Source organism: Mitsuaria sp. MSU3D, assembly GCF_056867975.1.
In genome coordinates, this window is sequence record NZ_CP200314.1 from 1,857,016 (window position 1) to 1,877,035 (window position 20,020).

General features: G+C 69.8%; 19 protein-coding genes. 4 read left to right on the forward strand and 15 right to left on the reverse strand.

Going from position 1 to position 20,020, the window contains the following annotated elements; translation table 11 throughout:
* Positions 1-6: 6 nt before the first annotated feature.
* The 4 genes from AC1VNM_RS08055 to AC1VNM_RS08070 all read right to left on the reverse strand — a co-directional run bounded on the left by AC1VNM_RS08055 (position 7) and on the right by AC1VNM_RS08070 (position 5,507).
* Positions 7-891, reverse strand: a complete 885-nt coding sequence (locus AC1VNM_RS08055) for an alpha/beta fold hydrolase (RefSeq protein WP_483106518.1) — start codon at positions 889-891, stop codon at positions 7-9.
* Positions 892-1,244: 353 nt separating this feature from the next.
* A complete protein-coding gene (locus tag AC1VNM_RS08060) occupies positions 1,245-2,414 on the reverse strand; it encodes an MFS transporter (protein ID WP_483106519.1) in 1,170 nt (389 codons plus the stop codon).
* Between the two features lie 251 nt (positions 2,415-2,665).
* A complete protein-coding gene (locus AC1VNM_RS08065; protein WP_483106520.1) occupies positions 2,666-4,813 on the reverse strand; it encodes an ATP-binding response regulator in 2,148 nt (715 codons plus the stop codon).
* Positions 4,814-4,817: 4 nt separating this feature from the next.
* Positions 4,818-5,507, reverse strand: a complete 690-nt coding sequence (locus AC1VNM_RS08070) for a response regulator (RefSeq protein WP_483106521.1) — start codon at positions 5,505-5,507, stop codon at positions 4,818-4,820.
* A gap of 351 nt (positions 5,508-5,858) precedes the next feature.
* On the opposite strand from AC1VNM_RS08070, the gene AC1VNM_RS08075 reads away from it, so the two are divergent.
* Together AC1VNM_RS08075 and AC1VNM_RS08080 are read left to right on the forward strand one after the other, a co-directional pair.
* Positions 5,859-6,725, forward strand: coding sequence for a MipA/OmpV family protein (locus tag AC1VNM_RS08075; protein WP_483106522.1), 867 nt, complete (start codon positions 5,859-5,861; stop codon positions 6,723-6,725).
* 39 nt (positions 6,726-6,764) lie between these two features.
* A complete protein-coding gene (locus AC1VNM_RS08080) occupies positions 6,765-7,943 on the forward strand; it encodes a sterol desaturase family protein (protein ID WP_483106523.1) in 1,179 nt (392 codons plus the stop codon).
* 76 nt (positions 7,944-8,019) lie between these two features.
* Here AC1VNM_RS08080 and AC1VNM_RS08085 read toward each other — a convergent pair whose 3' ends face one another.
* Complete coding sequence (locus tag AC1VNM_RS08085) at positions 8,020-9,150, reverse strand: DUF4126 family protein (protein WP_483106524.1); 1,131 nt, start codon at positions 9,148-9,150, stop codon at positions 8,020-8,022.
* A gap of 146 nt (positions 9,151-9,296) precedes the next feature.
* Positions 9,297-10,733: a MocR-like pyridoxine biosynthesis transcription factor PdxR gene (pdxR, locus tag AC1VNM_RS08090; protein ID WP_483106525.1), complete on the reverse strand. Its 1,437-nt coding sequence runs from the start codon at positions 10,731-10,733 to the stop codon at positions 9,297-9,299.
* Between the two features lie 88 nt (positions 10,734-10,821).
* On the opposite strand from pdxR, the gene AC1VNM_RS08095 reads away from it, so the two are divergent.
* Positions 10,822-11,283, forward strand: a complete 462-nt coding sequence (locus tag AC1VNM_RS08095) for a carboxymuconolactone decarboxylase family protein (RefSeq protein WP_377154920.1) — start codon at positions 10,822-10,824, stop codon at positions 11,281-11,283.
* Here AC1VNM_RS08095 and AC1VNM_RS08100 read toward each other — a convergent pair whose 3' ends face one another.
* Entirely contained in the window at positions 11,284-11,964 is a 681-nt protein-coding gene (locus AC1VNM_RS08100; protein ID WP_483106526.1) for an HD domain-containing protein, read from the reverse strand.
* A gap of 57 nt (positions 11,965-12,021) precedes the next feature.
* Between AC1VNM_RS08100 and AC1VNM_RS08105 the strand changes: the two genes are divergently transcribed.
* Positions 12,022-12,939 carry a pyridoxal-phosphate dependent enzyme gene (locus tag AC1VNM_RS08105; RefSeq protein ID WP_483106527.1) on the forward strand — a complete coding sequence of 306 codons (918 nt, stop codon included), beginning with the start codon at positions 12,022-12,024 and terminating at the stop codon, positions 12,937-12,939.
* A 45-nt stretch (positions 12,940-12,984) separates the two neighbouring features.
* On the opposite strand, the gene AC1VNM_RS08110 is transcribed toward AC1VNM_RS08105, so the two are convergent.
* The 8 genes from AC1VNM_RS08110 to AC1VNM_RS08145 all read right to left on the reverse strand — a co-directional run bounded on the left by AC1VNM_RS08110 (position 12,985) and on the right by AC1VNM_RS08145 (position 20,018).
* Positions 12,985-13,437 carry a DUF1801 domain-containing protein gene (locus AC1VNM_RS08110; protein ID WP_483106528.1) on the reverse strand — a complete coding sequence of 151 codons (453 nt, stop codon included), beginning with the start codon at positions 13,435-13,437 and terminating at the stop codon, positions 12,985-12,987.
* Positions 13,438-13,503: 66 nt separating this feature from the next.
* Entirely contained in the window at positions 13,504-14,007 is a 504-nt protein-coding gene (locus AC1VNM_RS08115; protein ID WP_483106529.1) for a type II toxin-antitoxin system VapC family toxin, read from the reverse strand.
* Positions 14,007-14,228, reverse strand: coding sequence for an AbrB/MazE/SpoVT family DNA-binding domain-containing protein (locus AC1VNM_RS08120; RefSeq protein ID WP_483106530.1), 222 nt, complete (start codon positions 14,226-14,228; stop codon positions 14,007-14,009). The genes AC1VNM_RS08115 and AC1VNM_RS08120 overlap by 1 nt, the downstream gene beginning before the upstream one ends.
* 17 nt (positions 14,229-14,245) lie before the next feature.
* The gene (locus AC1VNM_RS08125; RefSeq protein ID WP_483106531.1) at positions 14,246-14,440 is read right to left on the reverse strand and encodes an AbrB/MazE/SpoVT family DNA-binding domain-containing protein; all 195 of its coding nucleotides are present in this window, start codon (positions 14,438-14,440) and stop codon (positions 14,246-14,248) included.
* Between the two features lie 32 nt (positions 14,441-14,472).
* Positions 14,473-14,694, reverse strand: a complete 222-nt coding sequence (locus AC1VNM_RS08130; protein ID WP_483106532.1) for an AbrB/MazE/SpoVT family DNA-binding domain-containing protein — start codon at positions 14,692-14,694, stop codon at positions 14,473-14,475.
* Between the two features lie 223 nt (positions 14,695-14,917).
* A complete protein-coding gene (locus AC1VNM_RS08135) occupies positions 14,918-15,394 on the reverse strand; it encodes an Sbal_3080 family lipoprotein (protein ID WP_483106533.1) in 477 nt (158 codons plus the stop codon).
* A 102-nt stretch (positions 15,395-15,496) separates the two neighbouring features.
* The gene (locus AC1VNM_RS08140; RefSeq protein WP_483106534.1) at positions 15,497-18,682 is read right to left on the reverse strand and encodes an efflux RND transporter permease subunit; all 3,186 of its coding nucleotides are present in this window, start codon (positions 18,680-18,682) and stop codon (positions 15,497-15,499) included.
* Positions 18,683-18,692: 10 nt separating this feature from the next.
* Positions 18,693-20,018 carry an efflux RND transporter periplasmic adaptor subunit gene (locus AC1VNM_RS08145; protein WP_483106535.1) on the reverse strand — a complete coding sequence of 442 codons (1,326 nt, stop codon included), beginning with the start codon at positions 20,016-20,018 and terminating at the stop codon, positions 18,693-18,695.
* Positions 20,019-20,020 lie beyond the last annotated feature (2 nt).

Here is a 20,020-nt window from a genome sequence, read left to right on the forward strand (position 1 = left end):
GGCCGCCTACCTGCCGTCGTTCGGGCGTCGGCCGCTGGACCATGGGGCCCCGGCCGCAAGGGCCGGAACCCCAAGGACCACCGTCCCCAACCAGTCGCTGACTTCGTTGATCACTTCGGCGGGCTTGTCCTTGTGCGGCGAGTGGCCGCAGGCGGGAATCTCGAAGAGACGCGTCTGGGGGACTTCGCGCGCGATGCCGCGGATCTGCTCGAGCGTGCCGTACTCGTCGTCGACGCCCTGCATCGCGAGCACCGGACAGGGGATCGCGCGGATCTCCTCGACGATCGACCAGTCGCGGAAGGCGGCGCTCAGCCACGTGCTGCTCCATCCGCCGAAGGGCGAGTCCGGATCGTCATGGAAGCGCGCCAGGCGCTCGCGCAACGGGCCCGCCTGGTAAACCTCGACGGTCTTGCGGATGCCGTCGAGGGAGAGCTCTTCGACGACGATGTGCGGCGCGGCAACGACTGCCCCCGCCGTCGGCAGCTTCGCCGCATGCAGCAGCGCGATCGAGCCGCCGTCGCTGTGCCCGAACAGCCAGGGCGGCGACGTCACGCCCAATGCCGCAAGCACGGCGGGCAGCACCTCATGCGCCTGGCGATGCAGGTAGTCGACGCCCCAGCGATCGTCCGGCGCGCGCATCGTCGAGCGCCCGTAGCCGGGCCTCGAGTACACGAGGCCGCGCATGCCGATCGCCGTGCACAGGCGCGCCGGAAAGTCCCGCCACATGGCGATCGAGCCCAGGCCCTCGTGCAGGAAGACCATCACCGGCGCGGCGCTTGCTGAGGCATCGGCTGCGTCGTCGACCCCGCCATTCACCCAGGTGTATTCGATGTCGGTGGCCCTGCCGCGCCATTCGATACGAAGGCGCGGCGTCGAAGTCGTGCTGTTCATGGGCACGCATCTTAGGCAAGGTCAGCGCAGACGCGCCGCGCCGGACGCGACGGCCGTGGCCGTGGCGGGCTGGATCCCAAAAAAGAAAAGGCCCCGGTCGTGAGACCGGGGCCGAAAGTTCGTCCGCCTGCAGAGGGAAAAGGCGGACCATGCGAGAGAGAAGCATGGACAACGGAAGCTCGAATTCCGTTGTCAGGATCAACTGTAGGGACGATGGCGTTCGGCGACACGAGGCCAACGGCGCATCGTCGCCTCGGTGATCGCCCGATGCCCGTGTCGGGCGTTCGCCTACACACCTGGCACGGGTTGTCCGGCCTCTCGCAGCCGGTCCGAGGCGGTCTCGGAGCGCGAGGTCAATCGGCGGCCGCGGGCGCGGTCGTTCGGGCCGTGCCGCCCAACGCGCGTTGCGCGCTGGCGGCCATGAACAGCGCGAAGAAGACGACGCAGGACAGACCGGCCGTCAGCGAGGTGTGTTCCGCGATCATGCCGATCAGCGGCGGGCCGGCCATCATGCCCAGGTAGCCCAGCGACGAGACCGCCGCGATGCCGTGCGCGGCGCTGACGCCGGGCACCTTCGACGCCGCGCTGAACAGCACGGGCACGACGTTCGACAGGCCCAGCCCGACCAGCGCGAAGCCCAGCAGTCCCGCCGATGCGATCGGCACCAGCAGCGCGGTCGCCATGCCCGCAGCGGCGAGCAACCCGCTCGCGACCATCAAGGGCACCGGCGCGACGCGCGCCCGCACCCAGTCCCCGCCGAAACGCCCCAGCGCCATGGCCAGGCTGAAGCTCGCATAACCGAGCGCCGACAGGCTGGCGTCGCTGGCGCGCTCCTGCTTCATGAACAGCACGCTCCAGTCGTACATCGCGCCTTCGGCGATCAGACCCAGCGCCGCCAGCGTGCCGATCAGCGCGAGCACGCCGCGCGGCAGGCTCAGCGGCTGTGACTCGCCGGCATCGGTCTTCATCTTCAGCATCGCGGCGCAGGCGCCCAGGATCAGCACCATGCCCGTGCCGCAGGCCACCAGCAGATGCGTCTGCGGCGTCCAGCCCAGCAACGGCAGCAGGCTGCCCACACCCGCGCCAACCATGCCGCCGAGGCTGAACATCGCATGGAAACCGCTCATCAGCGGGCGGCCGGCCAGGTGTTCGATCTCGGTCGCTTCAGCATTGATGGCGACGTCGAAGAGACTGGCCGTCGCGCCGAAAAGCATCAGCAGCAGGACAAGCCCGAGGTACACGCTGGGCGCGATCAGCATCGAGACGCCGGCAGCACACAGGACGCCGGTCAGCCCCGCCACGCCCCGAGGCCCGAATCGCGCCACGACGCGCCCCGCCTGCGTCAACGCCAGCAACGCGCCAACACCCGAGGCCAGCATCGCAATCGCCAGCGACTGCTCGCCCAGACCGTAATTCGCCTTCACCGTCGGCACATGCACACCCCAGGTCGCAAACAACGCCCCAGACACGAAGAACTGGATGCGCAGCGCCCAGGCAGCCGAAGTCAGGCGGCGTGGCGTCAAGGAGTCAGAGATCGTGGTCATCGTGGAACGGCGTGAAGGGCTCGTTACTGTAGGCCCCACCGGGCGCACCTCGCGCGGATGTCGCCCCCGGTTGGCCAGGCGCGGGCTCTCCACGAGGCATGGGGCACCCCTCCAGGGACCCCAAGCCTCATTCCGGCCCCACTCGCGCTCGCTGACAGCGTCCCTGCGCTTGACGCGGGAACATGCGACGTCCATGTCTCGTCGATGTCGGGATGGGGGCAGGTCTTGCGTCAGGAGACCATGCCGCGCAGGGCGTTGAAGAGCTTGCGCGGCTGCAGGGGCTTGAAGAGCACCGTGTGGCCGCTTTCGGTGGCACGGCGCAGTTCCTCGCGGCTGGTGTCGCCGGTGACCAGGATCGCCGGCACCTCGGTGCGGCAGAGCTCACGCACCGCGCGGATCGCAGCGATGCCGTCCGGCCCGTCGCCCAGGTGCAGGTCCGACAGGATCAGGTCCGGCGGCTCGGCCCGCGCGCGCACCGCTTCCGCCGCCTCGGCCGCGGTGGCGGCGATGATGGACTCATAACCCCATTCCTCCAGCAGCAGCTGCAGGCCGATGCGGATCGGCTCCTCATCGTCGATGACAAGCACGGAGCGCGGCTCCATGACCGGCATCGGCACGGTGTCGGCCGCCGTCGTGAACTCCGGGATCTCGGGCAGCCCGCCCAGCGGGATGCTGAGCCGGAACATCGTCCCCCGACCCGGCCGCGAGGCCACCATCAGCCGGTACCCCAGCAGGTGCGCCAGCCGCTTGACGATCGCCAGCCCCATGCCCAGGCCCTGCGTGCGGCTGCGCTCGCTCTGGCCCACTTGGTAGAACTCCGCGAAGATGCGCGGCAGGTCGCTGGACTTGATGCCGATGCCGGTGTCCCAGACCTCGAGGTTCAGGTGGGTCGAGGTCGACCGCGCGACCACCACCACGCCGCCCTCCTCCGTGTACTTGATCGCGTTCTGGATCAGGTTGCCCAGGATGCGCTCCAGCAGCTGCGGATCGCTGGTGACGGACTTGCCGCCCGGCGAGAAGCGCAGCCCCAGCCCCGCCCCCTCCGCCTGGCCGGCGTAGTGCATGTGCAGGCGCCGGAACAGGTCGCGCAGCGGGAAGTGCTGGAGGTTGGGCTCGACCGTGCCGGCGTCCAGCCGGGAGATGTCGAGCATCGCGTTGAAGGAACGCTCCAGGCCTTCGATCGAGCGCATCACGTTGCGGATCAGCGGCTCTTCCTCCGTGCCTTGCAGGCGGCGCTCCAGGCTTGCGGCGAAGAGCCCCAGCGCATGCACCGGCTGGCGCAGGTCGTGGCTCGCGATCGCAAGGAAACGGCTCTTCTCCTGGTCGGCCCGGATGGCGCCGTCACGGTCCTGTTCGAGCGTGCTGACGTGCAGGTCCTGCTCCATCAGCAGACGCTTGGCCCGCTGCCAGCGATGGTGTTCGAGCAGGGCCAGCCCGCCGACCACCGCCGCGGCGAGGAACCACACCGGACCGGCCCCCGGCCGCGCGGCGGGATCGAACAGCCGCGCCAGGCCCTCGGACGCCGGCAGCACCGCGATCACGGCCGACCAGCGCCCCATCGGCGCGAGCAGCACGCCGACCACCGCCGCCGTGGCCGCCAGCAGCGGTCCGGTCAGCAAGCCGCGCGCGCCCGGCGATTCGGCCAGCCACGGGTGCAGGCTCAGCAGCGCGAGGCAGCCCGCGGCCTGGAGGTAGAGCAGGCGCCGGCCCTCGCGGTCGGAGAAGGCCATGCGGCTGCTGTCGACCCGGGACCCGCGGTGGGAGAGCGACCGCGCGGTGAAGACACAGCCCACCGCCAGCGCGATGACGCCGAAGACCCAGACCACCAGGCCCGTCGCGGGCATGCCGCGCAGCAGCGCCGAGACCAGCGGCACGGCGACCGCCGTCAGCAGCCAGGGCCAATGGCTCCAGGCTTCGTCGAAGCCCGCATCCTGCAGCCGGCGCGCGATCGCCCGCCGTTCGCGGCGGCGTCCTTCCTGGACGGACTCGTCGTTCTCCGGGACCGCGCCGGCGACCGCCACGAAGAGGCTCGGTCGCGGCGGACGGCGCGACCGCTTCGGCCGGGCGCCCATGCCGTCGGCAGGCGGCGGAGCGCCCGCGCCCGACGGCGTGGACGGGCCGGGACCGGCCTCACCCGGACGCGGGCCCGGCGCCGTTGGCGTGCCGGACGCCGACGGGGCGACTGAACGCTCCGCGCCGGACGCAGCGGGGCCGCCGTTCGATGCAGCGCCGGACGGCACGCCAGAAACGGCGCTCGCCGGCACGTCGGGGACGTCCGGCGAGTCGATGAAGATCTCGGTCGGCGGAAAGGTGGTGTCGGGGGCTTGTTCCTCGCCCCGGTGATCGCCCCGCGGATCGCCTCGGTGGACCGTGGCCACCTCGTCAGCGGAAGAGGCTGATCATGTGCGAGCGCGACTTGACGTCCAGCGCCAGCAGCAGCGAGGAGACGTAGTTCTTCACCGTGCCCAGCGACAGCTGCGTCGAGTTGCTGATCTCCTGGTTGCTGCAACCGGACAGCACCAGTTCGAGGATCTCCAGGTGGCGCGGGCCGAGCTCGGCCACGCGGTCGTACATCGCGGACGACGGGAAGCGCGGGAACAAGGTGCCCGACTGCGACTGTCGGTGGCGCTGGCCCTCGGCCAGCAGCGCACGCAGCGTGCTGCGCATCTCGGCCATCAGCGCGCCCTTGGGCAGGTAGCCCACGGCGCCCAGCGCCCGCGCCTGACGGACCACGAATTCATCCTGCGTGCCGCTGAAGACGACGACGCGGGCCTCGGGATAGGCCTCCATGAACTGCCGCAGCCCTTGCAGGCCCTTGCAGTCCCCCAGGTTCAGATCCAGCAGCACGGCGTCGACCGCGCCTCCTCCGGCGTACGCCTGCAGACCTTCCTGCAGCGACGCCGCCTCCACCCACTCGATGTCGATCTCATCCAGCGACTGGTACAGGGTGCGGATCCCCGCCCTCACCAGTTCATGGTCGTCGACCAGCAGTACCCGGCGTTTCACCGCCGGCATCGCATAGCCACCACTTCCAGCCGCCTCGAACGTGCGGGCAACGGACACTGTTTCCATAGGGCCTCCCATTTTTTCGACTGACCGATGGGTCTCCGGCTCGGTCGTCGCTACCCCTCACTGCACGCCGGAGAAGGCCCGGATAATAGGCCGATGGTCACTTGCGTCGCCCCCTCTTCAGGGGGAACCCTGAGGGGGGATGCCTGAAACACTTGTGACGACATGTTGCCGATATAGATCGGCAACGTTGTCACCCGCCATCCCTATTTATAGGGCCCCAGGTGCATGCGCTATCCCCCATCTGGTGGGAGTTGCAAACGTACTCCGCACGGCACTCGGAGTGCGGACCGACAGATTCCTGCAAGGTCGCGGCGGACCCCGCTCCCTAGAATTCCGGCAGCTTCCGTCCCCATGCGCCGCGCTGTCCATCCGCCCCTCCCCCTGCCTCGCACGCGCCGCCCCGCCGCGGCCCGCGGCGCCGCACGGTCTTTCATCCCGCTCCTCTGCGCCGGCCTGGCGGGCGGTGCGGTACCGGTCTGGGCGGCGGGCAGCCTGGTGCTGATGGACGCGCCGCCGGCGCAGACGAGCTGGTCCGGTGGCGCGTCGACGCGCAGTTGGCCCTCCGCGCCCGGCAGCCGCGCGCGCAGCAATGACCTGCTGCCGGCCCTGGAAGTGCTGACGCCCGAAGGCGCCTTCGTCTCCACCGACCTCGGCATCGGCTGGAACCTCGTGCCCGTGCTGGCCGATGCCGCCACGGCCTCGGTCTGGCAGGTCGGCGCCCGGCTGTGGCCGCAGTTCGGACGGCCGTCGCGGGTCACGCCCCAGGGCATCGACCGGCTGGGCTCGCGCGTCACGACGGAAGCGTTCGCGAACGTCCAGGCGACCTCCTGGCTCATGCTGCAGTCGGGCTTCTCGTGGGGCAGCGGCCGACGGCATGACGGCGAGCAGCTCGAGCTGGGCCTGACCTCCGGCATCCCGGTCGGCGACGACCTCATCGCCATCACGCTGGGGGCCACGGCGGCCAATGGCGCGCACCTGCGCAGCAGCTACGGCATCGGTCCCGGCGAATCCCGCGCGAGCGGCCTGCCCGAATGGCGTCCGCGCGCCGGCCTGATGGACTGGAGCATCGCCCTCAGCGGCGAGCACAAGTTCTCCGAGCACTGGTCCGTCAGCGGCCAATGGCTGAATGCGCGGCTGGTGGGCGACGCGTCGCGGTCCCCGCTGACGACCGCCAAGACCCAGCAGACCTTCAGCGCCAGCCTCTGGTATCGGTTCTGAGCAGGCAAGTCCTGACCCTCTCCTTCCCGGCCGTCCTTCATGCACCGTGTCCTCCTCATCGCCGTCCCGCTGTTCGGACTCCTGATTGCCCTCGAATGGCTGTGGGGACGGCTGAAGGGGCGCGACACGTACGGGCTGTCCGACTCGCTCAGCAGCCTGAGCCAGGGCCTGATGAGCCTGGCGGTCGCCGCGATCACGCCGCTGTTCCAGAACGGCATGTACGCGTGGCTGCAGCCGCATCTGGCGCTCGTTCCGACCACGGCCTGGGACGGCTGGTGGGGCTGGGTGGCGGCGATCGTGGTCTACGACTTCTGCGACTACTGGCTGCACCGCGTCAGCCATGAGAGCGCCCTCTTCTGGGCGGCCCACACCGTGCATCACCAGAGCGAGCACTTCAACCTGACGACCGCGCTGCGCCAGGAGAGCTTCTACGCGGTGATGGGCTGGCCGTTCTTCCTGCCGATGGCGCTGCTGGGCCTGCCGCTGGAGCAGTACGTCGCGGCGGGGCTGTTCGTGCTGCTGTACCAGTTCTGGATCCACACCGAGCACATCGGGCGACTGGGCTGGCTGGACCGGGTGTTCTCGACGCCGTCCAACCACCGCGTCCACCATGCGGTGAATCCGGGCTACCTGGACAGGAACTACGGCGCGGTGCTCGTGATCTGGGACCGGATGTTCGGCACCTTCGCCGAGGAGACCGAGCCCTGCGTCTACGGCACGGTCAAGCCGCTGCACAGCTGGAACCCGCTGAAGGCGGTGGGCCAGTTCTACGGCGAACTGTTCGACCGCGCCCGCGCCACGCCGCGCTGGGCGGACCGGATCCGCGTGCTGTTCAAGTCGCCCGGCTGGTCGCCGCCGGGCACGTCGACCACCGCCGAGCCGGACGGCGATCGGCTGCGACAGCCGCGCTTCGATCCGGCCGTCAGCCGGCTGGACCGCTGGCGCGCGGTCAGTCTCGTCGTGATGACCGGCGTGGCGTCGGCGGTCTGGCTCGATGTCAGCGACGACATGAGCGAAGGCCGCAACCTGATCGCGGCGGCGGTGATCGCCGCGGGGCTCTATGCGGCGGGCGCGTTGCTGGCGCGAGGCGACGACGAGGAATTCCTTCGCGACGAGCGCGACGAGCGTCTTCTCCGTCGCCGCCGCCTGAGCGGCTGGGGGCTTTACCTCGGCGCGATGGCGCTCTGCGTGGCGATGATCGTCACCCTGATCAGATAGACCTGACCTGATGGCTTGACGCGCTGCCACGTCGACCATCTCCTGCGCGCCCCGCGGGGACGGATGGCGCAGCGCTTCAGCTGTGCGGCCAGCCCAGCGCCGAGAGCGCGTCGTCGTAGGCGTCATCATGAGCCGCCGCCGTGCCCGCCGATGAGGACGTCGCCTCCTCACTGCTGCCCACCTGCGCCAGGCACACCATCGTCGCGCCGCCGAAGGCGATCAGGTCCTCGACGGCCGCGACCGGGAAGTCGTGGCCGAGTGCGTCGGACAGCTTCTCGCGCAGCGTGTACCCCGCATAGGTGGCGAGGACGGCGCCCATCGCACCCGCGAGGGCGGCCGGCCAGGAGCGTCCGCCCGCCAGCGCCGCGCCCGAGATCGCCCCGCTGACGGCACGCGCCGCGAGCCCCGGCGGGTCGGTGCGGTCGGGGGTCGACGGCAGCTTGTCGATGATGAGTTCCCCGATCGCCATCGGCGTGGTGACCGCCACCGCGTGCGTCGACGCCAGGAAGGCCAGCGGCGAGTCCTTCACGTCGATCCAGCCGAGCTTGGCGGCCCAGCTCGCGACGGTGAGCGGCGCGCTGGTCCGTGGACCGGCGGTGCTGCCGAGCAGGAAGGCCATCAGCAGCGTGCGCCGGGAATCGGCCGGCTTGACCGCGACGACCGGCACGCCCTGCGCCCTCGCCTCGCGCACGACCTGCGCCCCCGCGCGCACCCGGCCGAAGAAGCGGCGGAACAGCTGGCGGGCCGACTCGGTGAAGGCGCCGTAGACCAGGTGCGAGGCATACGAGTACGGATGCGATGGCAGCGGCGCCCGCGTGACCGGGTCGCCGAAGCGGAACGCGGGCACGAGCGTCTCGTCGACGACGGTCGCCGCCGCCACGCCGAACACGGTGCCGCGCCCGCAGGTCACGCGGGGATCGAGTTCGGCCGCCGCGCCGTACAGGCCGCCGACCAGCGATCCCATCCCGTAGTGGACGGCTTCGCCGGCGACAGGGCGCTCGCGGGACGGCAGACGGCGGCCGGTGAATGCCGCGAGACGATCGGCGGCACGTTCGGTCGACGGCATGCCGCGCACCCCCGAGGTGATGCCGACTCGCGCCAGGCCCGCCTGGAAGGCGGTCATCGCGGCGGCGCCGATCAGGCCGCCGAGCAGTCCGGAAGCGGTGCCCACGCAGAGGTCGCGCGGCGGGCGGTGGTGGAGGTCCATGGCAGTCCCGTCAAGGTCGGAGTGGAGCCGCCCTTGTGGCAAGGGTCGTTCCTCCCGGGATGACGTGTTGCCGGCATCGGCCACAGCGTTGGCGCCGGATCGGTATTCGCATCGCAGCGCTGGCGACTTCTGCCGCCAGGGCGCCTTCAGCGCGGCGCGTGCCGGGCGATCACCTCCTGCAGGCGGTCGCAGGCGCGCGCGACTTGCGACTGCGGCGCCGTCGCGACGCTGAGCATCAGCCCCGATTGCGCCCGCCCCGCTTCGGCAAACCAGACCGACAGCGGCGCCGGCGAGATGCCGTAGGCGAACAGGTCCCGCGCGATCGCGAGGTCCGAAACCCCCGACGGTGTGCGGACCAGCACCGCCAGGGCCGCTGGCAGGGTCTCCAGGCCCCGCTCGTGCAAGCGCTTCAGCAGACCGTCGCGCTGCGCCAGGTACAGCCGCTTGGTGCGTCGCAGATGGCGCAGGTAGTGCCCGTCGCGCATGAACGCCGCGATCGCCTGTTGTGTGGCCGGCCCCGGCGGCGGCGCCAGGCAGGCGACCGCCTCCGCGAAGCGCGACACCATCGCCGCCGGCACGACGACGAACCCGAGCCGCAGCCGCGGATCGATCGTCTTGCTGAAGGAGCCGATGTGGATCACTCGCCCGTGCCGGTCCAGCGACGCGAGCGCCGGGGCGGCGCGCCCCTGCAGTTGCAGCTCGCTCAGATAGTCGTCCTCGACGATCCAGCCGCCGGTGCTGGCGGCCCAGTCGAGCAGGCGCAGCCGGCGCTGCAGCGACATCGTCACCCCCAGCGGCGCCTGTTGCCCCGGCGTGACGACGGCGAGCGCCGCGTCCGGCGCGCGCTGCCAGCCGGCCTCCACATCGATCCCCTGTTCGTCCACGGGCACCGGGACCGGCGTCAGCCTGCCGACCAGGAGCGCGTGCCGCGTGAAGAAGAAGCCGGGCTCCTCCATCCATGCCGACCCGCCGTCGAGCCCGAGCACGCGCAGCGTGATCCCCAGCCCCGCCGCGTACCCGCCGGTGACCAGCACCTGGTCCGGCGAACAGACCACGCCGCGCGCGACCGCGAGGTAAGCGACGATCTCGCGCCGCAGCGCCAGCTCGCCGCGGGGGTCGGGATACAGCGCCGCGCCGGTCGTCTCCGCCAGCAGCGCCCGCGCGCGAAGACGATGCATCAGCTTGGACGGCAGGTTGTCGCGCGACGGAATGCCGGGCTGGAAGATCCCCGGCCCGGCCGTCAATTCGCGGTACATCGCGATGAAGGGGCCGGGGTCGAGGGCCGCCTCGCCGCGACGTGAGGCGGCGGGCCGCTCCGCGACTCGCGTCCCGGCGGCGCGGGACGCCTCGATCATCTGCGCGGCGGCCAGCTTCTCATAGGCCACGCGCACCGTGCCGCGCGCCACGCCCAACTGCGCCGCCAGGTCGATCCAGGACGGCAATCGCATGCCGGGCAGGAGCACCTGCTGCTCGATGGCCGTCGCGATGCCCCGATGGATCTGGTCCGCCAGCGGGACGGCGGAGGACTTGTCGAGCGGAAGGCTCAGCGGCGGGCTTGACGGCGGGCTCAACGGTGGGCTCATCGTGGTACAGCAATTCTTGCGATTCTTGGGACTCCACTTTGCACCACGGCGGGAGAAGAATCCAGTCATCGATCCCAAGGAGCCCCCCATGACCCAACGTCTCGACTACAGCCAGATCTCTCCCGCCGGCGTGAAGGCGCTCGGCGGTGTCTACGCCTACGTCGCCCAGAGCGGCCTGCCGCCGGCGCTCGTCGACCTCGTGTTCCTGCGTGTCTCGCAGATCAACAACTGCGCGTACTGCCTGGACATGCACACCCGCGACCTGCTCAAGAAGGGCGTGCCCGTCGAGAAGCTCGCCCTGGTGCAGGCCTGGCAGGAAGGCGGCGCGCTGTTCGACGCCCACGAGCGCGCGGCGCTGGCCTGGGCCGAGTCGGTCACGCGCGTCGCGACGACCGGCGTGCCCGATGCCGACTACGCCGCCGCCGTCGCGGTGTTCGGCGAGAAGGAGCTCGTCGACCTCACGATCGCGATCGGCCTCATGAACACGTACAACCGGCTGGCCATCAGTTTCCGCAACGTGCCGCAGGCGGTCGTGGCCGCGTCGCGTTGATCAGCCGATCGCGCGCCGCAGGTTCTCCCGGGCGCGCGCGTCCAGCCGTTCGCGCAGCGCGGGCGTGCTGTACAGCACCGGCCGCTCCAGGAAGGTCCTGAGGATCTGCCTGCGCTTGCGACGGAACAGGAAACCCGACACGTACGCGTATTCATCGCGGATCTGGCGCTCGTACTCGTCGAAGCGCGGGCGGCCGGCGCCGAGGATGGCCAGGTCGATGTCGACCAGCACCTGCTCGTCCACGCTGGCCGGCACGCCGTCGTGTTTCGTCACCAGCACCAGTCGCCGGACACGATCGGCGACGTCGCGCTCCGCGCCGGCGGCGAGCAGCGCCTCCTGCGCCCACTCGGCGCTGCGTTCCTCGTTGCCCGAGCCCTTCACGTCGTAGATCGCGTCGTGGAACCAGAGCGCCATCTCGACCTCGGCGGGATGGACGGCCAGCGCGCCGACCTCGTCGAAGAGCGCGAGGCATTCCTCGAGATGCTGACGGGTGTGGTACTTGCGTTGCGGCTCCGCGTAGCGCGCGAGCAGGTCGTCGCGCAGCGCGTGCCCGTCGCGTTCACCGGCGCCTGCGCCTGCGCCTGCGCCTGCGCCTGCGCCTGCGCCTGCGCCTGCGCCTGCGCCTGCGCCGACAATGCTGGACCAGGCACGCTGCCAGGATCGTTCGAAGAGAGCATTCATGTGCGCTGGATGGTAGCGGCTGGCGGCCCCCGGGCCACCTCAGGCTACGATTCCCGCATGGCCATCCACATCACCACGCCGACCGTCGAGTCCGATGCCTTCAGTACCCCCGACCAGCGCGTCTGGTTGAAGCTCGAAGCCCTCCAGCCCTGCGGCTCGTTCAAGCTGCGCGGCATCGGCCACGCCTGCGAAGTCCATGCGTCGCGCGGTGCGACGCGGCTGTTGTCGTCCTCGGGCGGCAATGCGGGGATCGCGGTCGCCTATGCGGGGCGCCGGCTCGGACTGCCGGTCGTCGTGGTCGTGCCGGAGACCACGCGCGAGTGGCCCAAGACGCTGATCCGCCGCCAGGGCGCCGAGGTCGTCGTCCACGGCAAGAGCTGGATGGAAGCCAACGACCACCTGATGTCGCTGCGCCAGCCCACCGACGCCTTCATCCACCCGTTCGACGATCCGCTGCTGTGGGACGGGCACGCGACGATGATCGCGGAGGCTGCCACGCAAGGCCCGAAGCCGGACGCGGTGGTGCTCTCGGTCGGCGGCGGCGGGCTGATGAGCGGCGTGCTGCAGGGCATGCACGCGGTCGGGTGGCAGGACGTGCCCCTGGTGGCGGCGGAAACCTTCGGAGCCGATTCGCTGAAAGCGGCGATCGCCGCGGGCGAGCTGGTGACGCTCGACGCGATCACGAGCCTCGCCACCTCGCTGGGGGCTCGTCGGGTGAGCGAGCGGGCCTTCGCGTGGACGAAGCAGCATCCGGTCGTCGCCACGACGGTGACCGATGCGGAAGCGGTGCAGGCCTGCCTCGACGTGGCGAAGGAACACCGGCTGATCGTCGAACCCGCGTGCGGGGCCGCGGTCGCGGCGACGCTCAAGCGGGAGGTACCCGCGCTGCGGGACGCCAGGAACGTGCTGGTGATCCTCTGCGGCGGCGCCGGCGCGACCTACGAGGATCTGCTCGACTGGCGCGCCGCGAGCTGAGCGACACGCATCAGCAGGCCCAGCAGGTTCAGCGGTTCAGTCCACTCACATCTTCTCGCCGGGGATCGCGCTGGCCGCTTTCACCCAGGCGACGAAGGCCGCCTCATCGAGCGGCTCCTGCTCGCTCACATGCAGATAACGGGCGTGGGCGGTCTTCGAATCGACGGGCGGCATCGGGTCCAACGACTTGCCGTTGAAGAACGCGACCTTCACATAGCGCGTCATCACATGGAGGCCGAGGAACCAGGTCGTGCCGTCGACGCCATACAGCGGCGAGTTCCATTTCACGGCCTTGCGCACGTCGGGCACGGCCTCGACGATCAGCGCATCCATGCGCCGCACGACGGCTTGCTTCCAGTCCTGGAGCGCGGCGATGTAGGCCTGCACCGGCGCGTCGCCATGCCCTTTCGGGATCTGCGGGTTGCCGCCGGAGAGCAGGACCACGTCATGGTCACCCTTGCGCGCCACGGCAGTCGGTCTTGATGGCTTGCGGGTCATGGTCGGTTACCTTATCACTCAAGGCGATTTCGAGGGCCTGGCCACAAGCCAGCTTGTCAACCACGGTCAGTGGGAGGTGGTCGATGACTGTGAAACGGGTCCCCCAACGCCAGTCGATTCGAAACCTTCTCTGGACTGCCGAGCAAGAAGCTCCAGGTCATCAAGCAGCTCCGATGACAACAGGCGCGATCCGTTCATCTGGGCAGCCTTCCGGTCGAAGGTCAGCATCGGACACTCGCCCGCGTATGCGACAAGCGCGAGATGCAGGCAATCGGCGAAATCGGCAGAACATTGCCTATAGGCAAACAGCGCGACTTTCACGGCGAGCAGTGATTCGAAGCCGATCTCTTCGGCCGCCATCAGCATGTCGAAAGTTGAGAGAACAGCCTCTTTGCTGAACTTGAATCTTGCGCGGAGCACCCACTCGAGCTCAAGAACCACGGTCACAGGCACGGCGATCGGCTCGCCCAGTTCAGCGTGTATTCGGATGAGCCGGTTCACCTTGTCGCATTGGCTTGCGTCGTCCCGAACGATGAAGCGGACCAAGATATTGGTATCGATCGCTGACATCAGATCCAGGGGTTCATTTCCTCGATCGACACATGAAGTCCCTTCCTGGGCTTCAACATGCCGGCCATGTCCAACAGAGACTTGTTCTTCGGCTGGACGATCAGCGTTCCATCGGGCATCAGGCCCCAAAGGAAACGCATGCCGGCCTTCGCGCCCAACTTCTTTCGAATGGACGCCGGCAAGGTCAGTTGTCCTTTGGCATTCAGCAGGGACTCTTCCATTTCACTCTCCTAGTTGATCACTGGTTCGTGCACTCGTCGGTCATCGTCGACGACCTATCGTCCGCTTCGGCGGGACGCTTGCACTTGGCGCTCACACGGATGCTGCCGTCCTCCATCAGTTCCCAGATGAAGCGCGTGCCGAGCTTCGCGCCGGTGGCCTTGAGGATGTCCTTGGGGACAACGATCCGTCCGTTCATTTCCATCCTCGACATGAACTGACCGTCCTTCTTGGCCACGACACACCTCAGCGGAACGGATTCATCTCGTCCAACAACACCTTGATCCCAGGCGCAGGCTTGAGCATGCCGGCAAGGTCCTCCAGCGTCACGGTCTTGGCGATCACGCGGATCGTTCCGTCGTGCATCGGCACCCAGAGGAATTGCGTACCGGGAACGGCCTTCACGGCCTTGCGGATGTCCTTGGGGACGACGATCCGCCCGTTCATTTCCATCTTCGACATCGGCACACCACTCTCCTTGCGAGGCGATGCAGCCACTCTAGGGAAACGTCGATCCGGGTTCCATGACCTCGACTTGTCGACATCGCGTCGACGTCACTTTCACGAGGCAGCGAACTCACGCGGATGAGTGGATCCGCATGACAACCGCGAGCGTCTCCCGACGCCCGGGGTTCCGGCGGAGCGACGCGGGCCGCTCCGCCTTCCTGCCGACCCGAAGGTCAGCGTCCGTTCATTGCGGCGCGGACGCCGCGGCCGCAGCCGTGGGTGCGGCCGCCGTGGCGGCGCCGCCCGGGAACAGGCTGTTCACCAGCTCCACGACCTTCTTGTCGGCGTCGATGAACTTGTTCATGCTGCCGCTGCCGTGCGTGGCGTCGTACTTCGCCTCGCCGACCTGCTTGCCCGCGCTGAAGACGCGGATCTCGGCATACGCCATGTACAGCGCGAGGTCCCAGCGCCAGGTGGCGTTGTAGGTGCTCGTCACCGCGCAGTCCGTGATTGCCGCCACCTGCGGCAGCGTGCGCACCACGTAGCCCTTGCTTTCCAAGGCGCGCTTGTAGCCGTCGCTGAAGCCCTTGCGCACCGACGGGTTGTCGATCACGCAGATCTGCCGATCCTCCACACGGACCTGCACCGGCGTCACGTTCTGATGAATCGCGCAACCGCTCAGCGCCAAGGCCGCCACGGCGGCCACTCCCAACTTCTTCATGCTCCCTCCTGGAGACTCGTCCTTTTTGGAAGCGCGATTCTAGGAAAAAGGGGAAGGCGCCCCTCCCCGGGGCGCCCCCGCATCCGGGCGGGACAGCCGACATCACGTCGCGACCGACATCACGTCCTCGCCCCGGCCGCGCGCGACGCCGGTCCCGGCATCGGCCTCGTCGCGGCGATACGCCCACCGGTACAGCACCGGCAGAACCAGCAGGGTCAGCGCCGTCGAGGACAGGATCCCGCCGATCACCACCGTCGCCAGCGGTCGCTGCACCTCGGCGCCGGTGCCGGTCGCGAGCGCCATCGGCACGAAACCGAGCGACGCCACCAGCGCCGTCATCAGCACCGGCCGCAGCCGTGTCAACGCCCCCTCATGGATGGCGTCCCCCAAGGGCCGGCCCTGCTCCCTCAACTGGCGGATGAAGGAGATCATCACCAGCCCGTTCAGCACGGCCACGCCGCTCAGCGCGATGAACCCCACCGCCGCCGAGATCGACAGCGGTATCCCGCGCATCCACAGCGCCAGCACGCCGCCGGTCAGCGCGAACGGGATGCCCGAGAACACCAGCAGCCCGTCCCGCGCGTTGCCGAACATCGCGAACAGCAGCACGAAGACCAGCCCCAGCGCCACCGGCACCACGACGCACAGGCGCTCGCTGGCGGACTGCAGGTTCTCGAACTGCCCGCCCCAGCCCAGCCAGTAGCCGGACGGCAAGGCGACCTGCGACGTCACGGCCTGCTGCGCCTCGGCGACGAACGATCCGAGGTCGCGGCCGCGCACGTTCGCGCTGACGACGACGCGCCGCTTGCCGTCCTCGCGACTGACCTGGTTGGGCCCCGGCGCCAGCGACAGCGTCGCGACCTCCGACAGGGGCAGGAAACGCGCGGCGCCGTCGGCCCCCTTCGGCAGCGGCACCGGCAGCCGTTCGATCGCCGCCAGGTCCGTCCGCAGCGCCTCGGGCAGGCGCACGACGATCGAGAAGCGCCGGTCGCCCTCGAACAGCGTGCCCGCATGCGCCCCGCCGGTCGCCGTCGCCACCAGCTGCTGCACGTCCTGCAGGTTCAGCCCGTGACGCCCCGCCTTCTCGCGGTCGATGTCGACGGTGAGCATCGGCAGCCCGGTCGTCTGCTCGACGTTGACCTCCGCCGCGCCATCGAGCCCGCCCAGCACCGCGGCGATCTTCGCCGCCGCCGCGTTCAGCTGGTCCATGTCGTCGCCGAAAACCTTCACCGCCACGTCCGAGCGCACGCCCGAGATCAGCTCGTTGAAGCGCAGCTGGATCGGCTGCGAGAACTCGTAGTTCTGCCCCGGCAGCGTCGCGAGTTCCTCCTGCACCGCGGCGATCAACTCGTCGCGGGTGCGTCGCGGCTCGGGCCACCGGTCCTGCGGCAGGAGCATCACGTAGGCGTCGGAGATGTTGGGCGGCATCGGGTCCGCCGCGATCTCCGCCGTGCCCGTGCGCGAGAACACGCGTTCGATCTCGGGGAACTTCTGCTTCAGGCGCGCCTCCAGCTGCTGCTGCATCGCCACCGACTGCGACAGGCTGGTGCCCGGCAGCCGCAACGCCTGCACCGCGAAGTCGCCTTCGTTGAGGCTGGGCACGAACTCGCTGCCCAGGCGCGTCGCGAGCAAGGTCGACAGCACCACCGCCACGGCCGCGCCGGTGATCACCACCGGGCGCGCGGCCATCGCCTTGACCAGCAGCGGCTCGTAGGCACGGTGCGCCCATGCCATCAGGCGGCTCTCCTTCTCCTGGACCTTGTCGCCGATGAACAGCGCCACCGCCGCCGGCACGAAGGTGATGGACAGGATCATCGCGCCCAGCAGCGCCATCACCACGGTCACCGCCATCGGATGGAACATCCGCCCTTCCACGCCGGTCAGCGCGAAGATCGGCAGGTAGACCACCATGATGATCAGCTGCCCGAACAGCAGCGGCCGGCGCGCCTCCTGCGCCGCCACGAAGACCTCGTGGAAGCGCTCGCCGCGCGTCAGCGGCCGCCCCAGGCGCGACTGCGCATGCGCCAGGCGCCGCACGCAGTTCTCGACGATGACGACCGCGCCGTCCACGATGATCCCGAAGTCCAGCGCGCCCAGGCTCATCAGGTTGGCGCTGACCTTCTGGCCGACCATGCCGGTGAAGGTGAACAGCATCGACAGCGGGATCACCAGCGCCGTCAGCACCGCCGCGCGCAGGTTGCCCAGGAACAGGAAGAGCACGGCGATCACCAGCACGGCGCCTTCGATCAGGTTGCGCTTGACCGTCGCGATCGCCTTGTCGACGAGCACGGTGCGGTCGTAGACGGTGACGACGTGCACGCCTTTCGGCAGCGTCGTCGCGACCTCCTTCATCTTGCGATCGACGGCCAGCGCGACGCTGCGGCTGTTCTCGCCGATCAGCATGAAGACGGTGCCCAGCACGACCTCGCGGCCGTTGTCGGTGGCCGCGCCGCTGCGCAGCTCCTTGCCGATGCCGACCTGCGCCACGTCGCGCACCCGCACCGGCACGCCGGCGTCGGTGCGCAGCACGACGTTGCCGATGTCGGCCAGGTCGCGCAACTGTCCCGGCGCGCGGATCAGGTACTGCTCGCCGCGGCGCTCGATGTAGCCGGCGCCGACGTTGGCGTTGTTGCGCTCCAGCGCCTCGACGACCTCCGCCAGCGTCAACCCGTGCGACGACAACCGCCCGGGGTCGGGCGCCACCTCGAACTCCTTGGCGAAGCCGCCGATCGTGTTGACCTCGGTCACGCCCGGCACGTTGCGCAGCTGCGGCTTGACGACCCAGTCCTGGATCTCGCGCAGGTCGATCGGCGTGTAGGGCGAGCCGTCGGGCTTGCGCGCGCCCTCCTCGGCCTCGATCGTCCATTGGTAGATCTCGCCCAGGCCCGTCGACACCGGCCCCATCGCCGGCGTCAGACCGTCGGGCAGGTGCTCGCGCGCGGCCTGCAGCCGCTCGTTGACCAACTGCCGCGCGAAGTGGATGTCGGTGCCGTCGCGGAAGATCACCGTCACCTGCGACAGCCCGTAGCGCGACAGCGAGCGCGTCTGCTTCAGCCCCGGCAGACCGGCCATCGCAGTCTCGATCGGGAAGGTCACGCGCTGCTCCGCCTCCAGCGGCGAGTAGCCCGGCGCGCCGGTGTTGATCTGCACCTGCACGTTGGTGATGTCGGGCACGGCGTCGATGGGCAGCTTCTGGTAGCTGAAGACGCCCAGCGCCGCCATGCCCAGCACGGCCACCAGCACCAGCCATCGGTGCTCGATGGCGAATCGGATGATGCGTTCGAACATGCGTCCTCCGTCAGTGCGAATGGGTGGCCGAGCCCTTGCCGGCCTCGGACTTGATGACGAAGGCGTTGACCGCCGCGACCCTCGCGCCGGCCTTCAGGCCGTCGACGATCTCGATACGCCGGCCGTCGCCGCGACCGGTCTTGACCGGCATGGCGGCGAAGCCGTCGGCGGTGCGGACGAAGACGACCTGCCGGTCCTCGAAGACCTGGACCGCGTCGGCGGCCACGGTGATCGGCGCGGGCGCCTCGCCGGTCACGACGTCGACGTTGACGAACAGCCCGGGCCGCCAGGCACCGTCCGGATTCGCCAGCGAGATGCGCGCCTGCGCGGTGCGGCTCTGTCCGCCGATCAGCGCGCCGACGTAGGCGACCTTGCCGTCGGCCGACTGCTCGAAGGCGGCGGAGCGCACGACGGCGCGCTCGCCCACGCGCACCTTGGCCAGATCCCCGGCCGGCACGTCGATGCGCGCCCACACGGTGCGCAGGTCCGACAGGACGAAGACGCTCGCGTCCTCCTTCACCTGCTCGCCCAGCGTCAGGTGCTTCTCGACGACGACGCCGTCGAAAGGCGCGCGCAGCTCGAAGCGGGTGAGCGCGCCGCCGGTCGTGGCACCGGTGGTGGCACCGGTCGTGGCACCGATGGCGAGCAGCTTCTGGCGCGCGTTCGCGACGGCGATCTCGGCCTCGCGCAGGGCCTGCTCGGCCACGTCCACATCCTGGCGGGGCGAGATCTTCTCCTCCCACAGCTTGCGCTCGCGGTCGTAGGTCGTGCGCGCCAGCTGCTCGCGCTTGTGCGCGGCGAGCAGCTCGCTGCGCTGGTCCGACACCTGCGCGCTCGCGATCACCGCCAGCAGATCGCCCTTGCGCACGGCCTGCCCGAGCGTCGCGGGCACCGCCTCCACGACGCCGGCCACGCGCGGCACGACGTGCGCGGTGCGGTCCTCGTTGAAGCCGATCTCACCGGGCAGACGCGTCGTCGCCCGGATCGTCGCCGGGCCGGCGGTCTCCAGGGCGATCGCGGCCGACTTGATCTGCGCCTCGGTCATCGCGATGGCTTCGGGTTCGTCCTTGTGCTCGTCCTTGTGCTCGTCCTTGTGCCCGCCCTTGGGTTCGTCCTTGTGTTCGCCCGACTCTTTCCCGGCGGAGGGACCGTGATCGTCATGTCCGCCTGCGGCGTGCTCGCCATGGCCACCCTCGGACGATGCCTTGGGGCCGGAGGCCAGGATGGCCGCGCCGCCGCCGAGGCCGATGGCCACCAGCACCGCGATCGCGATCAGTTGCCGCTTGGGCAGTCCGCGTCCGGAGGACGTCTTGTCGTCTTGCTTGTTGAAGTTCATCG